15 protein-coding genes and 1 tRNA gene are annotated in these 18,331 nt (G+C 26.1%); 10 read left to right on the forward strand and 6 right to left on the reverse strand.

Translation table 11 applies throughout. The features are described from left to right. Position 1 precedes the first annotated feature (1 nt). Positions 2-115, forward strand: coding sequence for a 30S ribosomal protein THX (locus H0H74_RS02205; protein ID WP_185849080.1), 114 nt, complete (start codon positions 2-4; stop codon positions 113-115). Here the strand turns inward: H0H74_RS02205 and H0H74_RS02210 are convergent. Further along, positions 112-810: a zinc metallopeptidase gene (locus tag H0H74_RS02210; protein ID WP_185849081.1), complete on the reverse strand. Its 699-nt coding sequence runs from the start codon at positions 808-810 to the stop codon at positions 112-114. The two genes, H0H74_RS02205 and H0H74_RS02210, sit on opposite strands and share 4 nt — an antisense overlap. 85 nt (positions 811-895) lie before the next feature. Between H0H74_RS02210 and H0H74_RS02215 the strand changes: the two genes are divergently transcribed. Beyond that, the gene (locus tag H0H74_RS02215) at positions 896-2,182 is read left to right on the forward strand and encodes an NAD(P)/FAD-dependent oxidoreductase (protein ID WP_185849082.1); all 1,287 of its coding nucleotides are present in this window, start codon (positions 896-898) and stop codon (positions 2,180-2,182) included. Here the strand turns inward: H0H74_RS02215 and H0H74_RS02220 are convergent. Together H0H74_RS02220 and H0H74_RS02225 are read right to left on the reverse strand one after the other, a co-directional pair. After that, a complete protein-coding gene (locus H0H74_RS02220; protein ID WP_185849083.1) occupies positions 2,175-3,215 on the reverse strand; it encodes a chorismate-binding protein in 1,041 nt (346 codons plus the stop codon). The two genes, H0H74_RS02215 and H0H74_RS02220, sit on opposite strands and share 8 nt — an antisense overlap. Continuing rightward, entirely contained in the window at positions 3,199-3,654 is a 456-nt protein-coding gene (locus tag H0H74_RS02225; RefSeq protein WP_185849084.1) for a hotdog fold thioesterase, read from the reverse strand. The genes H0H74_RS02220 and H0H74_RS02225 overlap by 17 nt, the downstream gene beginning before the upstream one ends. A gap of 112 nt (positions 3,655-3,766) precedes the next feature. On the opposite strand from H0H74_RS02225, the gene H0H74_RS02230 reads away from it, so the two are divergent. The 7 genes from H0H74_RS02230 (at position 3,767) to miaA (ending at position 10,995) form a co-directional block, all read left to right on the forward strand. Then, a complete protein-coding gene (locus H0H74_RS02230) occupies positions 3,767-4,318 on the forward strand; it encodes an isopentenyl-diphosphate Delta-isomerase (RefSeq protein WP_185849085.1) in 552 nt (183 codons plus the stop codon). Then, on the forward strand, positions 4,315-4,725 hold the full coding sequence (locus tag H0H74_RS02235; protein ID WP_185849086.1) for a 6-pyruvoyl trahydropterin synthase family protein: 411 nt from the start codon (positions 4,315-4,317) through the stop codon (positions 4,723-4,725). Before H0H74_RS02230 ends, H0H74_RS02235 begins: the two co-directional genes overlap by 4 nt. Further along, positions 4,712-5,821, forward strand: a complete 1,110-nt coding sequence (gcvT, locus tag H0H74_RS02240; RefSeq protein WP_185849087.1) for a glycine cleavage system aminomethyltransferase GcvT — start codon at positions 4,712-4,714, stop codon at positions 5,819-5,821. The genes H0H74_RS02235 and gcvT overlap by 14 nt, the downstream gene beginning before the upstream one ends. 73 nt (positions 5,822-5,894) lie before the next feature. Continuing rightward, on the forward strand, positions 5,895-7,199 hold the full coding sequence (locus H0H74_RS02245; RefSeq protein ID WP_185849088.1) for an MATE family efflux transporter: 1,305 nt from the start codon (positions 5,895-5,897) through the stop codon (positions 7,197-7,199). A gap of 122 nt (positions 7,200-7,321) precedes the next feature. Next, positions 7,322-8,974, forward strand: coding sequence for a DEAD/DEAH box helicase (locus H0H74_RS02250; protein ID WP_185849089.1), 1,653 nt, complete (start codon positions 7,322-7,324; stop codon positions 8,972-8,974). Between the two features lie 6 nt (positions 8,975-8,980). Then, on the forward strand, positions 8,981-10,066 hold the full coding sequence (gene aroC, locus H0H74_RS02255; RefSeq protein ID WP_185849090.1) for a chorismate synthase: 1,086 nt from the start codon (positions 8,981-8,983) through the stop codon (positions 10,064-10,066). 38 nt (positions 10,067-10,104) lie between these two features. Next, on the forward strand, positions 10,105-10,995 hold the full coding sequence (miaA, locus tag H0H74_RS02260) for a tRNA (adenosine(37)-N6)-dimethylallyltransferase MiaA (RefSeq protein WP_317167890.1): 891 nt from the start codon (positions 10,105-10,107) through the stop codon (positions 10,993-10,995). Here miaA and H0H74_RS02265 read toward each other — a convergent pair. Continuing rightward, a tRNA-Val gene (locus tag H0H74_RS02265) sits at positions 10,955-11,030 on the reverse strand. The two genes, miaA and H0H74_RS02265, sit on opposite strands and share 41 nt — an antisense overlap. Before the next feature lie 5 nt (positions 11,031-11,035). Continuing rightward, positions 11,036-12,304 (reverse strand): bifunctional folylpolyglutamate synthase/dihydrofolate synthase, encoded by a 1,269-nt coding sequence (locus H0H74_RS02270; protein WP_185849091.1) that lies wholly within the window; start codon positions 12,302-12,304, stop codon positions 11,036-11,038. 116 nt (positions 12,305-12,420) lie between these two features. On the opposite strand from H0H74_RS02270, the gene glnS reads away from it, so the two are divergent. Then, positions 12,421-14,079: a glutamine--tRNA ligase gene (gene glnS, locus H0H74_RS02275; protein ID WP_317167891.1), complete on the forward strand. Its 1,659-nt coding sequence runs from the start codon at positions 12,421-12,423 to the stop codon at positions 14,077-14,079. Between the two features lie 2 nt (positions 14,080-14,081). On the opposite strand, the gene rpoC is transcribed toward glnS, so the two are convergent. Beyond that, on the reverse strand, positions 14,082-18,314 hold the full coding sequence (gene rpoC, locus H0H74_RS02280; RefSeq protein ID WP_185849092.1) for a DNA-directed RNA polymerase subunit beta': 4,233 nt from the start codon (positions 18,312-18,314) through the stop codon (positions 14,082-14,084). Positions 18,315-18,331: the final 17 nt, after the last annotated feature.

Raw genomic sequence — 18,331 nt, forward strand, 5'->3', positions numbered from 1 at the left:
TATGGGCAAAGGAGATAAAAAAACTAGAAAAGGAAAAATAAGAAATAAAACCTATGGGAATCTTCGTCCAAATCCAAGAAATGCCAAAAAAAAAAAGAAAAAAAAAAGTAATTAAAAATGTTCTTCTTTTTTATCAGTGAAAATAGATAAAAAATATATTAATTGAGCTAAACTACCTAAAGCAGAAACCACATAAGTCAAAGCTGCCCAATTTAGGGATTCTTTTGCTTTATGATATTCTTGATAATTCACCACATTTTTATTCCTGAGCCAGGTTAAAGCTCTGTTACTCGCATCAAATTCTATAGGTAATGTGATAAAAGAAAAAACAACTACTAAAAAAAATAATCCTATTCCTAATTGAAGAATTAAAGAGTCTTTTCCTCCTGAACTATAAAAAATAGTTAATCCAGACATTATTGCTATATTAATAAATTTAGAACTAAAATTCAAAATAGGGACTAGGTGATTCCGTAATTTTAATAAATTATAACCTAATCTGTGTTGTAAAGCATGACCACATTCATGAGCAGCTACTGCTACTGAAGCTGCAGTTCTATCGTTATACACTTTTTCGCTCAAATTAATTGTTTTATTTATAGGATTATAATGATCTGTTAATTCTCCTTCTACAGAAAGGACATTAACATCAAATATTCCATGATCTGTCAACATTTTTTCTGCTATCTCTTTTCCACTCATACGCGAATGTAAGTAAACCTTAGAATAAGCTATAAACTTATTCTTTAATATTGTATTAACTATAACACTTATTAAAAAAGTAGTTCCCACAATGAAATAGTAAGTCATAAAAATCTATTTTTGAACAAAATTATTAATTTATCAATTAAAATGAAAATATATATAAATTAGCTTATATGTCAAATTTTTGACGATGAATATACCAAGAGTAAACAACCTAAAAAGAGTCGTTATTATTGGTGCTGGATTTGCTGGATTACAAGTAGCAAAAAAATTAAGAAGAGATAAATTTCAGGTGGTGCTTATAGATAAAAATAATTACCATACTTTCCAACCCTTATTATATCAAGTGGCTACAGCAGGTTTAGAACCAGACTCTATAGCGCACTCTATTAGAAACATTATAAAAAAAACAAAAAACTTTTTTTTTAGATTAGCAACCGTTCATTATATCAACACAAAAGAACAAAAAATATACACAAATGTAGGAAGTTTATCCTATGATTATTTGATTATGGCAACAGGATCTGTTACTAATTATTTTGGTAACAAAAATATAGAGTTTTTTGCTTTGCCCATGAAATCTATTCCAGAAGCTTTAAATTTGAGAAGTCTCATTTTACAAGATTTTGAATCCGCTTTATTAACAAAAAATGATAAAGAAAAAGAAAGATTAATGACTTTTGTTATTGTAGGAGGAGGCCCGACTGGAGTTGAATTAGCTGGAGCTTTAGCTGAAATGAAGAAATACGTATTGCCACATGATTATCCTGATTTAGATATTCAACATATGAATATTCATTTACTACAAGCTACTTCTAGATTATTAGATGGAATGTCTGAACAATCAGCTAAACAAGCTTACAAAAATTTGAAAGAATTAGGAGTTATCATTTGGTTGAATTCTTTAGTTAAAGATTATAATGGTGAAATAGTTTTTATGGAAAAAAATAAAAAAATAGAATCTTCTAATGTAATATGGGCTGCGGGAGTCAAAGGAGCTATTATAAAAGGTTTTATAAAAGAAGATGTAGAAGGAAATAGAATTTTAGTAGATAATTATCTTAAGGCTATAAGATATAAAAATATTTTTGCTATTGGAGATATAGCTTGTATGAATAAAAATAATTACCATCCTAATGGTATTCCTATGACAGCTCAACCTGCTATACAACAAGGTAATTATTTAGCTAAAAATTTAAATTGTATTGATGATAAAACAAATATAAAACCTTTTGTTTATAAAAATTTAGGTTCTATGGCAACTATTGGTAGAAATAAAGCGGTATGTGATTTCCCTTATTTAAAATTAAAAGGTTTTTTAGCGTGGATAGTTTGGATGTTTGTTCATTTGGTCAGTTTAGTAGGTTTTAGAAATCGAGCAATAGCTTTAACAAATTGGATTATTCAATATTTTCATTATAATAAGAGTGTACGTTTAATTATAAGACCATTTCATAGAAAAAAAAAAATCATTTAAAAATGAGTTGAGAAAGAATATTTTTTATTTTATTTTCTGTTTCCATATACTCTTGATAAATATTGCTATCCACAGTAATTCCACTTCCAGCATATAAAGTCATTTCTTTTTTATCTTCTTTGATTCTGACACATCTTAAATTAAGATACAATTCCATTTTTTTTTTATTGACTATTCCAATGTATCCTGTATAGAAATTTCTTTCATATCCCTCATTTTTATGAATAAAATCTAAAGATTTTTTTTTTGGAAATCCACATATAGAAGGACTTGGATGCAAACGATTTAATATTTCATAATAATCAGGGTCTTCATAAAAAGAAAAAGAAATTGGAGTTTCTAAATGTTTTAAGTGACCAATTTTTATAACTCTAGTATTTTCTATATGAACAGAACCTTGATAAGATTTTAATAAATGAAGAATATGTTTGATTACAATTTTATGTTCTTCTATTTCTTTCATCGTCCATTTACTAGTAGATTTCCAAATAGTTCCTGCTAAAGCTGAAGTTTTTAATTTTTTATTATAGCATTTCATTAGTAATTCAGGAGAACATCCTATCCAAAATCCATAATGAAAATCATACCAAAGATTAATTAAAGCATTGGGATAAGCATAAATTAATTTTAAAAATGTATTTCTAAAATAAAAATTCCGAAAAGGAATTTTTATAGATCTGGATAAAACAACTTTCTTAAAAAATCCTTCTTTTATATTTTCAATAGCCTTTTTTATTAAGTTTTTATATTTACAAGAATGCCTTAAAAAGGCAGAATTTTTTTCCCAAAAAAAAGAAAAAATGTTCCCTTTTTTTTGTATATCTACATAATAAATTTTTTTTGGATATATTTTAATAGTATGATCTTGATTAAAATTTTTAATTAAAAAAAATTTTTCACCTGCATAATCACAGTGAGAATAAAAAAATATTTTTTGATCATAAGGTTTTTTAAAAATAACAAAATTATTTTTTTTATAATAATTTTCTATAATTTTTTTATAGAAAGAAAAATAACTAATTTTTGTTGACATATTTGTTTTTATAAATTATAATATTAGTTAGTTTACAAAAACTAATGATATTTTTTTTCTCATCAAAAACATTAACTTGAATAAAATGTAAAATATTTCCTTTATGAGAAATTTGAGCTTTGGCAAATAAAATTCCTTTTTTTATAGTTCTAATATGATTTGCAGAAATTTCAATACTAAAAACATTAAAATTATTCTTTTTTTCATTTTTAATGTTTATAAAAGAAATACAACTTCCAACACTTTCAGCTAAAATTATAGTAGCTCCTCCATGAAGATATCCAAAAGGTTGTAGTATTTTATGATTTATAGGCATTTTTGCTATCAATGTATCTAATTTAGTAGATAAAAAAACAAACTTAATTTGCATTATATTTATCAATGTGTTTTTTTTAAAATTATTTAATTCGTTTAATAATTCTTGAATTTTTTTTCTCATAATTAATACTAAAAAAAAGAAAAAACATAAATAAATAAAAATGAATTAATTTAATATTATTTTGTCTATTATTTTTTTAATATGCCAAAATAAAAAATCAGTAAATATGAATATGAAAAGGAAAAAATTAGATAAAAATTATGAAAATCTTATTCCTTTAATAGGAATAGAAAATCAAATTATCGGATTTGAAAAAAAAGAAAAAATTCATACAGAAGGATTATTACATAGTGCAGTTTCTGTTTTTATTTTTAATTTGGAAAATAATTTAATGTTGCAAAAAAGATCTTCAAAAAAATATCATTCTTCTTTGCTTTGGACTAATACTTGTTGTAGTCATCCTAGGAAAAACGAATCTGTTTTAACAGCTGCTCATCGTTGTTTGATAGAAGAAATGGGTTTTGATTGCTTTTTAGAACAAAAGTTTAGCTTTACTTATCATGAATTTTTAAGTAATGGATTAATAGAGAATGAATTAGATCATGTTTTTGTAGGATTTTATGAAAAATCGCCAATTATAAATTTTAAAGAAGTAGACAATTGGAAATGGATTTCATTAAATGAATTAATTGAAAATATTAATGTTTATCCAGATTCTTATACCATTTGGTTAAAAATTATTGTTAAAAATTATTTAAATCAATTAAAATGTATTAAAATATGATAGCTACTATAAGTCGAAAAGGATATTTTAGTGCGGCACATAGACTGTACAATAATCGTTGGGATTATCAAAAAAATGTTGATACATTTGGTAAATGTGCATATTTAAACTATCATGGACATAATTATGAATATATTGTAAGTATAACAGGAGAAATAAATACGGAAACAGGATTTGTTTTCAATTTACAAAAATTGAAACATATTCTTTCTGATGAAATAGAAAAATTTTTTGATCATAAAAATATTAATTTAGATATTAAAGAATTTTCATCTATTAATCCCACAATAGAAAATGTTGTGATTTTCATGTGGAATCAAATAAATAAAAGAATATCTTCTAACTTAAATTTAAAAATAACTTTGTACGAAACGAAAAACAATTTTGTTGAATATGAAGGAAAATAATATAATTAAAAAAACTATTTTATATGATAATCACGTTCGTTTAGGGGCAAAAATGGTTAATTATTCCGGTTTTTATATGCCACTTCAATATACTTCTTCTTTGACTGAACATATGTCTGTAAGAAATTATGCTGGAATTTTTGACGTAAGTCATATGGGAAAATTCATTTTGAAAGGAAAACATTCCGAAAATCTAATTCAATATTTAACCACAAATGATCTATCTAAAATAAAAATTGGACAAGCTCAATATACTTGTTTAATTAATAAAAAAGGAGGAATTATAGATGATTTAGTTATTTATAAAATATCAAAAGATAAATTTTTACTTATAGTTAACGCTGTTAATATTGAGAAAAATAAGAAATGGATAAATGATCATATTACAAAATATGAATATTCTGACATAAAATTAATAGATAATTCTTTAAAATATTCTCTTTTAGCTATTCAAGGTCCATTATCTTTATTTTATATTCAAAAATTAACAAATATTTCGTTAAATAAAATTTCTTTTTATCATTTCGAAATAGGAGAATTTTCAGGGATAAAAAATATATTAATTTCTAGAACAGGATATACAGGATCTAAAGGAGTTGAAATCTATGTTTCCAATAAAAATGCGGAAAAAATATGGAACAATATTCTAAAAATAGAAAATAAAATAATTCCTTGCGGAATAGCAAGTAGAAATTCATTGAGATTAGAAATGGGATACCGTTTATATGGACAAGATCTTTCTGAAAAAATCACTCCTATAGAAGCCAATTTATCTTGGATAATTAAATTTGAAAAAGAATTTATAGCAAAAAAAATATTACAAAGGCAAAAAAAAGAAGGAAAATATAAAAAATTTATATCCTTTATTATTGAAGATAAAAACAAAATTCCAAGAGAAAAACACTTATTAATAGATGAAAATGATACTACTATTGGTTATGTGACTTCTGGTGTTTACTCTCCAATTCTAAAAAAAGGGATTGGATTAGGATATTTAACAAATCAAAAAAAAATAAATTCTGTATTCCTTTTTATAAGAAATAAAAAAATCCCCATAAAGATGGTAGAATTACCTTTTATTAGAATAAAAAATTAAATATTCAAAAAAAAATCATAGTTCTATTGAAAAAAAAAACATAATTTATTTTAAACATATTAAAAAAAATTTTTTGTTAGCTATTCCTATATTTTTTACTCAATTAGGTGTAATATTTATAGGATTATCTGATAATATAATGGTTGGTCTTTTGGGAAAAAAAGCTTTAGCCTCAGTTTCATTAGCCAATGCGGTTTTTTTTATTATGATTATTTTTGGATTGGGAATATCCACAGCTATTTCTTCTTTAATCGCATCGATAGATGTAAAAGAAGAATACAAAAAGGGGGCTATTATTTTTCATCATGGATTAGTTTTGAATTTTTTTTTATCCATATTTATGTATGGATTAACACATATATTTTGTTATATTTTTCCTTATTTAGGACAACCTGAAGAAATATTAAATGAAACTATATCTTTTTTAAAGATAATATCCATTTCTTTTATACCTTGGATGATATTCGAAGTTTTTCGAAAATTTTCAGAAGGATTATCACTTGTAATTCCTGGTCTTATTGTAACTTGGATCTCTGCTTTTATTAATATTATACTAAATTATATATTTATCAACGGAATTTATGGGGTTCCTAAACTAGGCCTTGTTGGTGTCGCTTATGCCACTTTAGTATCTCGTACAATTATGCTAATTGGCATTTTTATCTTGTTATATAAATACAAAAAAATACATAATTATTACAATCAGTTAGAATATTTTCTTTTAGAAAAAGAATATATGAAAAGAATATTGAAAATAGGAATTCCTTCTGGATTACATATGTTATTTGAAATGAGTGCTTTTGCTGTTTCTTCTTTTATATCAGGAAAATGTGGAATCAAAGTGTTAGCAGCGCATCAAATAGTTATTAGTTTAGTTTCTTCCACTTTTCTTTTGAGTACAGGTTTTTCTGTAGCTGCTACTATAAGAATAGGTAATCAATTTGCTTTAAAAAATTATTTAGAATTAAAAAGAATAGGAAAATCTATTTTTTTTATGGGGATTATTTTTATGTTAATCTGTAGTTCTTTCTTCTTTTTCTTTCGAAATTATATCCCTTACATTTACATAAAAAATGATGATGAAGTTATAAAACTTGCAGAAAAAATGATTGTTATTGCTAGTATTTTTCAATTATCTGACGGATTACAAGGAATTCTTCTCGGAGCATTAAGAGGATTACAAGATGTTCATATTCCAATGTGGATTAGTTTTTTTTCTTATTGTGTTATTGCTATACCTGCAGCATGGTTTTTATCTATTAAAATGGGTGGGGTAGGAATATGGATTGGATTAGGATTAGGATTAACTATATCAGCTATATTACTTTTTATAAGATATAAAACTATAATTAAAAGACTCATGAAAGAAATTCAATAAACGTTTAATATTCAACTGAATAATTATATATATGATATTATAGTTCATATTAAATATATATATTTGTTGTGCAACATATTGAGTAAAAAATTTTAATATCATTTTTACTATTCTCTTAATTTATGAAAACATTTCAAGAATACAATTTTTTCAACGAAAATATAATTAAAGCTATAGAATCTATTGGATTTAAGCATCCAACCCCAATACAAGAAAAAGTTATCCCTTTTTTATTGTCTTCAGAAAAAGATATTATAGCACTAGCTCAAACTGGTACAGGAAAAACAGCAGCTTTTGGACTCCCAATCATTCAAAAAATAAATTTTGAATCATCTTTTCCTCAAGCTTTAATTTTGTGTCCTACAAGAGAATTATGTATACAAATAACACGTGATCTTTGTCGTTTTTCAAAATTTTCGTCATTTATAAAAATTGTTTCTTTATATGGAGGAGCTAATATAAATTCTCAAATACAATCTTTAAAAAAGAAAACTCATATTATAGTAGGAACTCCAGGAAGAATTATTGATTTAATCAAAAGAAAAAAATTATTTTTTAACAAAATTCAATATTTAGTGCTCGATGAAGCAGATGAAATGTTAAATATGGGATTTAAAGATGAATTAGATTATATAATAGAAAAATTGCCAAAAAAAAAACAAAGTTTATTGTTCTCGGCAACAATGTCTAGATATATGAACGTGATAGCTCATAAATATTTAATAGATCCTGTAGAGATTATTACAGGAAAAAAAAATATAGGTTCCGATGATGTTAAACACGTTTATTATATGATAACAAATTTGAATAAAAAATATTTTGCTTTAAAAAGAATTGTAGATATAAATCCTGATATTTATGGAATTATATTTTGTAGTACTAAAAAAGAAACCAAAGAAATAACCGAATTTTTAATTAAAGATGGTTATAATGCTGATGCTTTACATGGAGATCTTTCACAAACACAACGTGAATTTGTTATGAATAGATTTAGAAACAAAAATTTGCAATTCCTTGTCGCAACAGATGTTGCCGCTCGTGGATTAGATGTGAACAATATTACTCATGTAATTAATTATAGTATTCCAAAAGAAAGTGAAATTTATGTCCATAGAAGTGGACGGACTGGAAGAGCTGGAAATACAGGAATTTCTGTTTGTATTATTCAAGCTAAAGAAATTAGAAATTTAAAAGAATTTGAAAGAAAAATTGGAAAAAATTTCGACCGTATTATGGTTCCTACTGGAGAAGAAATATGCGAAAGACAATTGTTTCATTTTATAGAAAAAGTAAAAAAAGTAGTTGTAGATGAGAAATTAATGAAAAAATTTCTTCCTGAAATACAAAAAAATCTAGAATTTCTTGATAAAAAGGAGTTGATAAAACGTTTTTCCTGGATTGGATTTAATCATTTTATAAATTATTATAAAAATTCTAAAGATTTAAATCCTATTTCTTACAAAGACAAAGAAACCTATAATTCTAATTCTTTATATCATAAAAAAAGATTTTTTTCAAAAATAAAAAAATCAAAAAAAGAATCTTTTTCAAAACTTTTCTTAAATATAGGATCTAAAGATAATTTAACAAAATTAGGATTGATAAACTTGATCAACCAAGCAGTTAATAATTCACGTATTAATATTGGTCATATAGAAATTTTATCAAATTCTTCATTATTTGAAGTAGAAAAACGTTATAGAAATAAAATATTAATAGGAATGAGCAGAATCAATCATCTGGGAAGACCTCTTTCGATAGAAATTAAAAATTAAACTTTTATGGCAGGGAATATTTTTGGAAATTTGTTTAGAGTTAGTACTTTTGGGGAGAGTCATGGAATAGCATTAGGTGGGATTATTGATGGATGTCCAGCAGGAATAGAGTTAAATTTTCAAGAAATTCAATATGAATTAAATAGAAGAAAACCTGGACAATCATCCATCGTTACTCAAAGAAATGAACCTGATAAAGTAAATTTTTTATCTGGTATTTTCAATAACAAGACCACAGGAACACCCATAGGTTTTATTATTGATAACAAAGATCATAAATCTGATGATTATAATCACATTAGAGAAATTTATCGTCCGTCACATTCAGATTTTACATATGAAAAAAAATATGGAATAAGAGATTACAAAGGAGGAGGACGTTCTTCTGCAAGAGAAACTATATGCCGAGTAGTAGCTGGTGCTATTGCTAAACAATTAATAAAAGATATTACAATTACATCTTATGTTTCCTCTGTAGGAGAGATATCTATAAATAAATCTTACCAAGAACTAGATTTATCTAGAGAATCAATAGAAAAAAATCCTATAAGATGTCCAGATCCATATACTGCGGAAAAAATGATATCTAAAATTAAAAAAATAAAAAATCAAGGAGATACAATAGGAGGGATTATCACTTGTGTGATTAAAAATGTCCCAATAGGAATTGGAGAACCTGTTTTTGAAAAATTACATGCTGAACTAGGAAAAGCTATGCTTTCAATTAATGCTGTAAAAGGATTTGAATATGGAAGTGGATTTCATGGAACTAAAATAACAGGTTCTCAACATAATGATTTGTTTCAAAAAGATGGAACAACTAAAACAAACTTATCCGGAGGAATACAAGGTGGAATTTCAAATGGAATGGATATTTATTTTAGAATTGCGTTCAAACCTGTAGCCACAATTATGAAAAAACAAAAAACTATAGATAAACATGGAAATTTTATATTTATGGAAGGAAAAGGAAGACATGATCCTTGTGTTTTACCTCGCGCCATTCCTATTGTTGAATCTATGACCGCCTTAGTTCTAGCAGATTATTGGATGTATACTAAATTATCTAAATATTCTTCAATTTCAAATTGAATCAAAAATTTCTCATTTTTATTTTAGGTCCTACTTGTGTGGGGAAAACTTCTCTTTCCTTATTTCTAGCTGAAAAATTCAATACTGAAATTTTATCTTGCGATTCTAGACAATTTTACAAAGAATTAAAAATAGGGACTTCTATGCCCACTATGAAAGATTTATCTCGTATTCCTCATCATTTTATAGGACATTTAAGTATTCATCAAGTATACAATGCTAAATTGTTTGAAATAGATTCCTTAAAAAAAATTTCAAAATTATTCACTAAATATTCCATATTGATTATGGTAGGAGGATCTGGTTTATATGAAAAAGCAGTAACAGAAGGATTATCTGAATTTCCTGAAATCAATTCCGATATTAGAAATCATTTGATTTATCATTTTAAAAAAAAAGGAATTTCCTTTTTACAAAAAGAATTCTTAAAATTCAAAAAATCAGGAGAATCAATAGATATTTCCAATCCTATACGTTTAATTCGGTATTTAGAAATAGTTCAGTCTACAGGAAAAAATCCTTCTTTTTTTTACAAAAAAAAAAAAAGAAATTTTGTAATCTTGAAAATAGGATTAATAATGCCTAGATATGATCTCTATTCTAGAATAAATAATAGAGTAGATAATATGATAAAAATAGGTTTATTAGATGAAGCCAAGCTTTATTATCATTACAGAGATTTAAATAGTTTACAAACTATAGGATATAAAGAAATATTTGAATTTTTTTATGATAAAAAAAATGATTTGAATGAAAGTATAGAAAAAATAAAAAAAAATACTAGAAAATACGCAAAAAGACAATTGACTTGGTACAAAAAAGACACATCAATTATATGGTTTGATCCGAAAGAAAAAGATAAAATTTTTAATTTCATTTTAAAAATAGTGGGCAATACTGGATTTGAACCAGTGACCCCCTGCTTGTAAAACAGATGCTCTAAACCAAACTGAGCTAATTGCCCTATTTTCAAATGTAAGAAAAAAAATTTTTATAATATAACAAAATTTCAGATACAACAAACGTACTTCCAGTTATTAAAATCAAATCATTTTGATTTGCTTGATTTTTAGCATGCAAAAAAGCTTTTTTCACAGAAAGAAAAAAATTTATTTTCTCATGATTTTTAAATATTTTATTAACTAATTTTGTTAAATCATGAATAGAATATTTTCTATCTATGTTAGGTTGACAAAAATAATAAAAAGATTCAACAGGAAAATATTTTAATAATTGATCTACTTTTTTTTCTCTAACAAAACCCAAAACTAAATGTAATTTTTCATATGATTCTTTTTTTAATTGTCTATTAATTACATATGCACCTTCTTCATTATGGGCTATATCACAAATAATTTTTGGATTTTTTTGTTGTAAAATATGCCATCTTCCTTTAAAGGAAGTATTTTTTATCACATTTTTTAATCCTTTTTTTATCGATTGATTAGATACTATGATATTTTTTCTATAATGTAAAACATTTATAATTTTTAATACTACACTTCGATTTAAATTTTGATAATCTGCTTCAAAAGGCATCTTATATTGAGAATCTTTTTTAGATTTTATAGAAAAATAAATTGGAGAATTTTTTTTTAAAGCTTCTTGAATAAAAATAGATTGAACATCTCTCAATATTTTGCTTCCTATTATGACTGATACGTTTTTTTTTATAATTCCTGCTTTTTCCAAAGCTATTTTTAATTGATTATTTCCAAGAGTTTCTGTATGATCTATACTAATATTTGTAATTACAGATATTTCTGGGGTAATCAAATTAGTAGAATCCAATCTTCCTCCCATGCCTACTTCAATAATTGCTATATTTATCTTTTTTTCTTTAAAATATTTAAAAGCTAATGCCGTATTCATCTCAAAAAATGAGATTCTTTCTTTTTCTATAAATTTTTTATTTTCATTTATAAAATCTATGATAAAATTTTTTTCTATTAAAATACCATTACAGGTTATTCTTTCTCTAAAATCTATTAAATGAGGAGAAGTAAACAGTCCTATTTTATATTTTTCTTCTTGTAAAATAGAAGATAACATATGTACTGTAGATCCTTTTCCATTTGTCCCTCCCACATGTATACTTTTAAAAAAATTTTGAGGATCTCCTAAATAAGAACAAAAATTTTTTATTCTCTCTAAACCTGGTTTATATGATTTCAATCCTGTTTTTTGATAAATTGGAAGACGTTCAAAAATCCATTGAACTGTTTCTGTATAATTCAAGTCCAAACTATTAAAAATAATATAGCACAAAAATATATTTTTTTCAAAAAATTGATTATATTCGCACTATAATTGATTTCTAATTATTTTTTGTAATAGAATCACACCTACATTTTATTGAAAAAATTATAGAGGAAGATATAAAAAATGGATTTCCTATTAAAAAAATTAGATTTCGTTTTCCTCCTGAACCTAATGGGTATCTTCATATTGGTCATGTGAAAGCTATATGTTTGAACTTTGAGTTAAGTAAAAAATATAAATCGCCAATAAACTTAAGATTTGATGATACCAATCCTATAGGAGAGAGTAAAAAATTTATAGATTCTATAAAAAAAGATATTCTTTTTTTAGGGTTTCACTGGGATAATGAAAATTATGCTTCAGATTATTTTCATAAACTTTATGAATGGGCTATAAAATTAATTACAGAAAACAAAGCTTATGTCGATGATCAACCTCAAAATATCATCCAATTTCAAAGAAAAAATCCTTTTGAAATTGGAATCAATAGTAATTATAGAAACAGATCTACAGATGAAAATCTGTTTTTATTCGAAAAAATGAAAAACGGGTTTTTCGAAGAAGGATCTTGTGTTTTGAGAGCTAAAATTAATATGAGTTCATCAAATATGAACATGCGAGATCCAATTATGTATAGAATTTTAAAAAAAAAACATCATAGAACTGGATATCAATGGTGTATTTATCCTACTTATGATTGGACGCATGGTTTATGTGATTATATAGAACAAATATCTCATTCTTTATGTTCTTTAGAATTTGAAAATAGACGTCCATTATATAATTGGTATATAAATCAAATTTATAATAAAAATAAAGAAGATAAAATAAAACCTAAACAAATAGAGTTTTCAAGATTAAACTTGAGTCATACTATAACTAGTAAAAGAAAAATTCAATATTTAATTGAAAAAAAAGTTATTCAATCTTGGGATGACCCACGAATTTTTACAATATCTGGATTACGTCGTAAAGGATATACTTCTGTTTCTTTAAAAAATTTTATTCATCAAATAGGAATTACAAAAAGGAATAATATCATAGATATATCTTTTTTAGAATTTTGTATTAGAGATCATTTAAACAAAATAGCTCCTAGAGCTATGGTCGTATTACATCCCATTAAATTAATTATTGATAATTATTTAAATAATATCACTGAGTGGGTAGAAGCAGAAAATAATCCAGAAGATTTTAATTTAGGAAATAGAAAAATTCCATTTTCTAAGTTTCTCTATATTGAAAAAGATGATTTTTTGGAAAAAGAAGAAAAAAATTTTTTTCGTCTTAGTATCGGAAAAGAAGTAAGACTTAAAAATGCTTATATTATAAAAGCAAATTCTGTAATAAAAAATTCTGAAGGAAAAATAAAGGAAATACATTGTACCTATGATCCTAAAAGTAAATCTGGAAAAAAAAATAAAACTGAAGAAAAAGGAAGAGTGAAAAGTACTTTACATTGGGTATCTGTAAAACATTCTTTTCCCATAGAAATTAATTTATATAATTCTCTTTTTTTAAAGAGAAATCCAAACATAGATGATTTTCAGACATTTATTAATCCTAAATCTATAGATAAAATTATAGCTTGTGCAGAACCTTCCTTAAAAAAGGCAAAGAAAGGTGATCATTTTCAATTTCAAAGAATTGGCTATTTTTATGTGGATAGAAAAATTACAAATGATAAAAATCAAATCATTTTCAATAAAACAGTGTCTATAAGAAACCAATGGAAAAAAATGAAAAATTAAATTTATTCCAATATTTCTGGATAAATGTTTTCATACTCTCTTAATCCGGTTCCTGCAGGAATTTTGTGTCCTACGATTACATTTTCCTTTAATCCGTGTAAATAATCAACTTTGCTACTTATAGCTGCTTCACTTAGAACCTTTGTTGTTTCTTGAAATGAAGCAGCAGATATAAAAGATTTAGTTTGTAACGCTGCTCTTGTTATTCCTTGTAATATAGGCCTTGCTGTAGCAGGAATTGCATTTCTGGTTTTTATTAATTTTTTATTTTTATATTTTAAAACTGCATTTTCATTTCTAAGATCTCTGTAACTAATAATATCTCCATTTTTAAATATTTCAGAATCTCCGTAATTTTCAACTACTCTCATTTGAGAAATTTTATCATTTTCTTCTATAAAGTCATCTTTATATTCTATACTTCCTTCCAAAAATTTAGTATCTCCTACATCTATAACTTCTACCTTTCTCATCATTTGTAAAACGATAACTTCAAAATGCTTATCATTAATTTTTACACCTTGTAAACGATACACCTCTTGTATTTCTTTTATTAAATATTCTTGCACGGCCCTAGGTCCCCTTATATTCAGAATATCATTAGGAGTAACAGCTCCATCTGATAAAGGCATCCCTGCTTTTACATAATCATTTTCTTGTACAAGAATTTGATTGGATAATTTTACAAGATATTTTCTAACTTCTCCAGTCTTAGATTCTACAATAATTTCTCTATTTCCTCTTTTTATTTTTCCATGACTAACTATTCCATCCATTTCTGATACTACTGCTGGATTAGATGGATTCCTAGCTTCAAACAATTCAGATAAACGAGGTAATCCTCCTGTAATATCTCCAGACTTAGCTGTTCTTCTTGGAACTTTAACTAATATTTTTCCTATATCTATTTTCTCTTCATCTTCTACCATTAAATGAGCTCCTACTGGTAAATTATATACTTTTAATTCTTCATTCTTTTCATCAAGAATTTTTAATGTTGGTATCAAATTTTTATTTCTAACTTCCGTTATTACTTTTTCTTGAAATCCAGTTTGTTCATCTATTTCTACTTGAAAAGTAACACCTTGTTCTAAATGTTGATAAGATATCACACCAGCAAATTCTGCAACAATAACTGCATTATACAGATCCCATTTGCAAATCAAATCTCCAGATTTTAATTGATCTCCATGTTTGACATATAAATAAGCGCCATAAGGAATATTATTGACCATTAAAACAGATGATTTTTTCAAGTTGAAAAGTTTCATTTCTGTAGATCTAGAAACTACTATTCCTATTTGATCAGAATCTTGTTTCGTTTTTACTAACTTTAAATCTTCAAATTCTACAATTCCATCATATTTCGCTTTTATTTGTGAAGATTCTGTAATGTTTCCAGCTGTTCCTCCAACATGAAAAGTACGTAAAGTTAATTGAGTTCCTGGCTCCCCAATAGATTGAGCTGCAATAACCCCAACAGCTTCTCCTTTTTGAACTATTTCTCCTGTAGATAAATTACGACCGTAACATTTAGAACAAATCCCCATTCTTGCTTCACAAGTCAAAGGTGATCTTACTTCTACTGTTTCAATTTCAGATTTATCAATAATTTCCGCTATTTTTTCATCAATCATCTCTCCTGAAGAAACTATCAATTGATTTTCTTTATAAAAAATATCATTTAAAGATATACGTCCCAAAATTCTATCAAATAAAGTTTCCACTATTTCTTCATTTTTTTTCAATGCAGAGATTTCCAATCCTCGTAAAGTTTTACAATCTTCCATTTTAATAATAACATCTTGTGCTGCATCTACCAAACGTCTTGTAAGATATCCGGCATCTGCAGTTTTTAATGCAGTATCCGCTAACCCTTTTCTAGCTCCATGAGTAGATATAAAATATTCTAAAATAGAAAGTCCTTCTCTAAAATTGGATAAAATAGGATTTTCAATAATCTCACCTCCAGAAGATCCTGCTTTTTGAGGTTTAGCCATTAACCCACGCATACCTGAAAGCTGACGTATTTGCTCTTTAGAACCTCTTGCTCCAGAATCTAACATCATATATACAGGATTAAATCCTTGTCTATCTTCTCTCATATATTTCATGACTTTTTCTGTAAGCATAGCATTAGTGTTTGTCCATATATCAATTACTTGATTATAACGTTCATTATTCGTGATCAATCCCATATTATAATTCATTTTTACGTTATCTACTTGTTTAATCGCATAATTAACCATCTTTTTTTTATTGTCAGGAATAATAATATCTCCTAGCCCAAAAGATAAACCTCCTTTAAATGCATTATAAAAACCTAATTCTTTAATATTATCCAGAAAATTAGCAGTAGTAGGAACATCTGTTATATGTAATATTTTACCTATAATTTCTCTTAGAGATTTTTTAGTAAGAGATTCATTAATAAATCCTACTTTTTTAGGGACAACTTGATTAAATAATACTCTACCTACAGTAGTTTCTATTATTTTAGAAACAAATTTTTCTTTTTCACGAAGATTAACTTTAACTTTTATCAAAGCATGTAAATCTACTACACCTTGATTGTATGCAATTTCCACTTCTTCTGGAGAATAAAAAATAATCCCCTCTCCTTTTACTTTTTTTGTTAAATTTGAAAGTAAAGGTTTAGTCATATAATATAATCCTAAAACCATATCTTGAGAAGGAACTGTGATAGGAGATCCATTAGCAGGATTCAATATATTTTGAGAAGCCAACATCAAAATTTGAGCTTCTAATATAGCTCCATGAGATAATGGCAAATGAACGGCCATTTGATCCCCATCAAAATCTGCATTAAAAGCAGCGCAAACTAAAGGATGTAATTGAATTGCTTTTCCTTCTATTAATTTTGGTTGAAATGCTTGAATACCTAATCTATGTAACGTAGGAGCTCTATTTAATAATATAGGATGACCCTTTAAAACATTTTCTAAAATATCCCAGATCATAGGATCTCTTTTATCAATAATTCTTTTAGAAGATTTTACTGTTTTTACTATTCCTCTTTCAATCAACTTTCGTATAATAAAAGGTTTATAAAGTTCTGCAGCCATATCTTTAGGCAATCCACATTCATGCAATTTTAAGTGCGGGCCTACCACAATAACAGATCGTGCTGAATAATCTACTCTTTTTCCAAGAAGATTTTGTCTAAAACGACCTTGTTTTCCTTTTAATGTGTCGGATAAGGATTTTAAAGGACGATTACCTTCTGATTTCACGGCAGAAACTTTTCTTGAATTATCAAAAAGAGAATCTACTGCTTCTTGTAGCATTCTTTTTTCATTTCGTAAAATGACTTCAGGCGCTTTAATTTCTATAAGTCTTTTTAAACGATTATTTCTTATAAGCACACGACGATACAAATCCGTCATATCAGAAGCCGCATAACGTCCTCCATCCAAAGGAACTAAAGGTCGTAATTCAGGAGGAATAACGGACAATACATGAATAATCATCCAAGATGGACTTCCTCCATTTTTTTTCCCTTCTTTAAAAGATTCAACAACTTGCAAACGTTTCAACGCTTCAATACGTCTTTGTTTAGAAGTTTCGTTATGAGCCTGATTTCTCAGTTCCATAGATAAAAGATCCAAATCTACTCGATTTAAAAGATCTTCTATACATTCTGCTCCCATTTTAGCAATAAACTTATTTGGATCAGAATCTTCTAATTGTTGATTTTCCTTTGAAAGTTTGTTTAAGGTTTGTAAATATTCTTCTTCAGTAAGAAAATCTCCTTTTTGGAAAGAGGATCCATCTGAACGGATCCCTGTTCCTCCTTGAATAACAACATATCGTTCATAATAAATAATCATTTCAAGTTTTTTAGAAGATAAACCTAATAAATATCCTATTTTATTAGGAGAAGATCGAAAACACCAAATATGAACAACAGGGACTACAAGATTTATATGTCCCATACGTTCTCTTCTTACTTTTTTTTCAGTAACTTCAACTCCACATCTATCACAAACAATACTTTTATAACGAATTCTTTTATATTTTCCACAAGCACATTCATAATCTTTCACTGGACCAAAAATTCGTTCACAAAAAAGGCCGTCTCTTTCTGGTTTATGAGTCCGATAATTGATTGTCTCTGGCTTTAAAACTTCTCCATGAGATTCCTTTAATATAATTTCTGGAGAAGATAATCGAATAGTTACTTTATTGAAGTTATTGCTTTTTTTTCTATTCATTTTTTATTTTATCTATA

This window comes from Blattabacterium cuenoti, assembly GCF_014251315.1.
GTDB lineage: Bacteria > Bacteroidota > Bacteroidia > Flavobacteriales > Blattabacteriaceae > Blattabacterium > Blattabacterium cuenoti_AJ.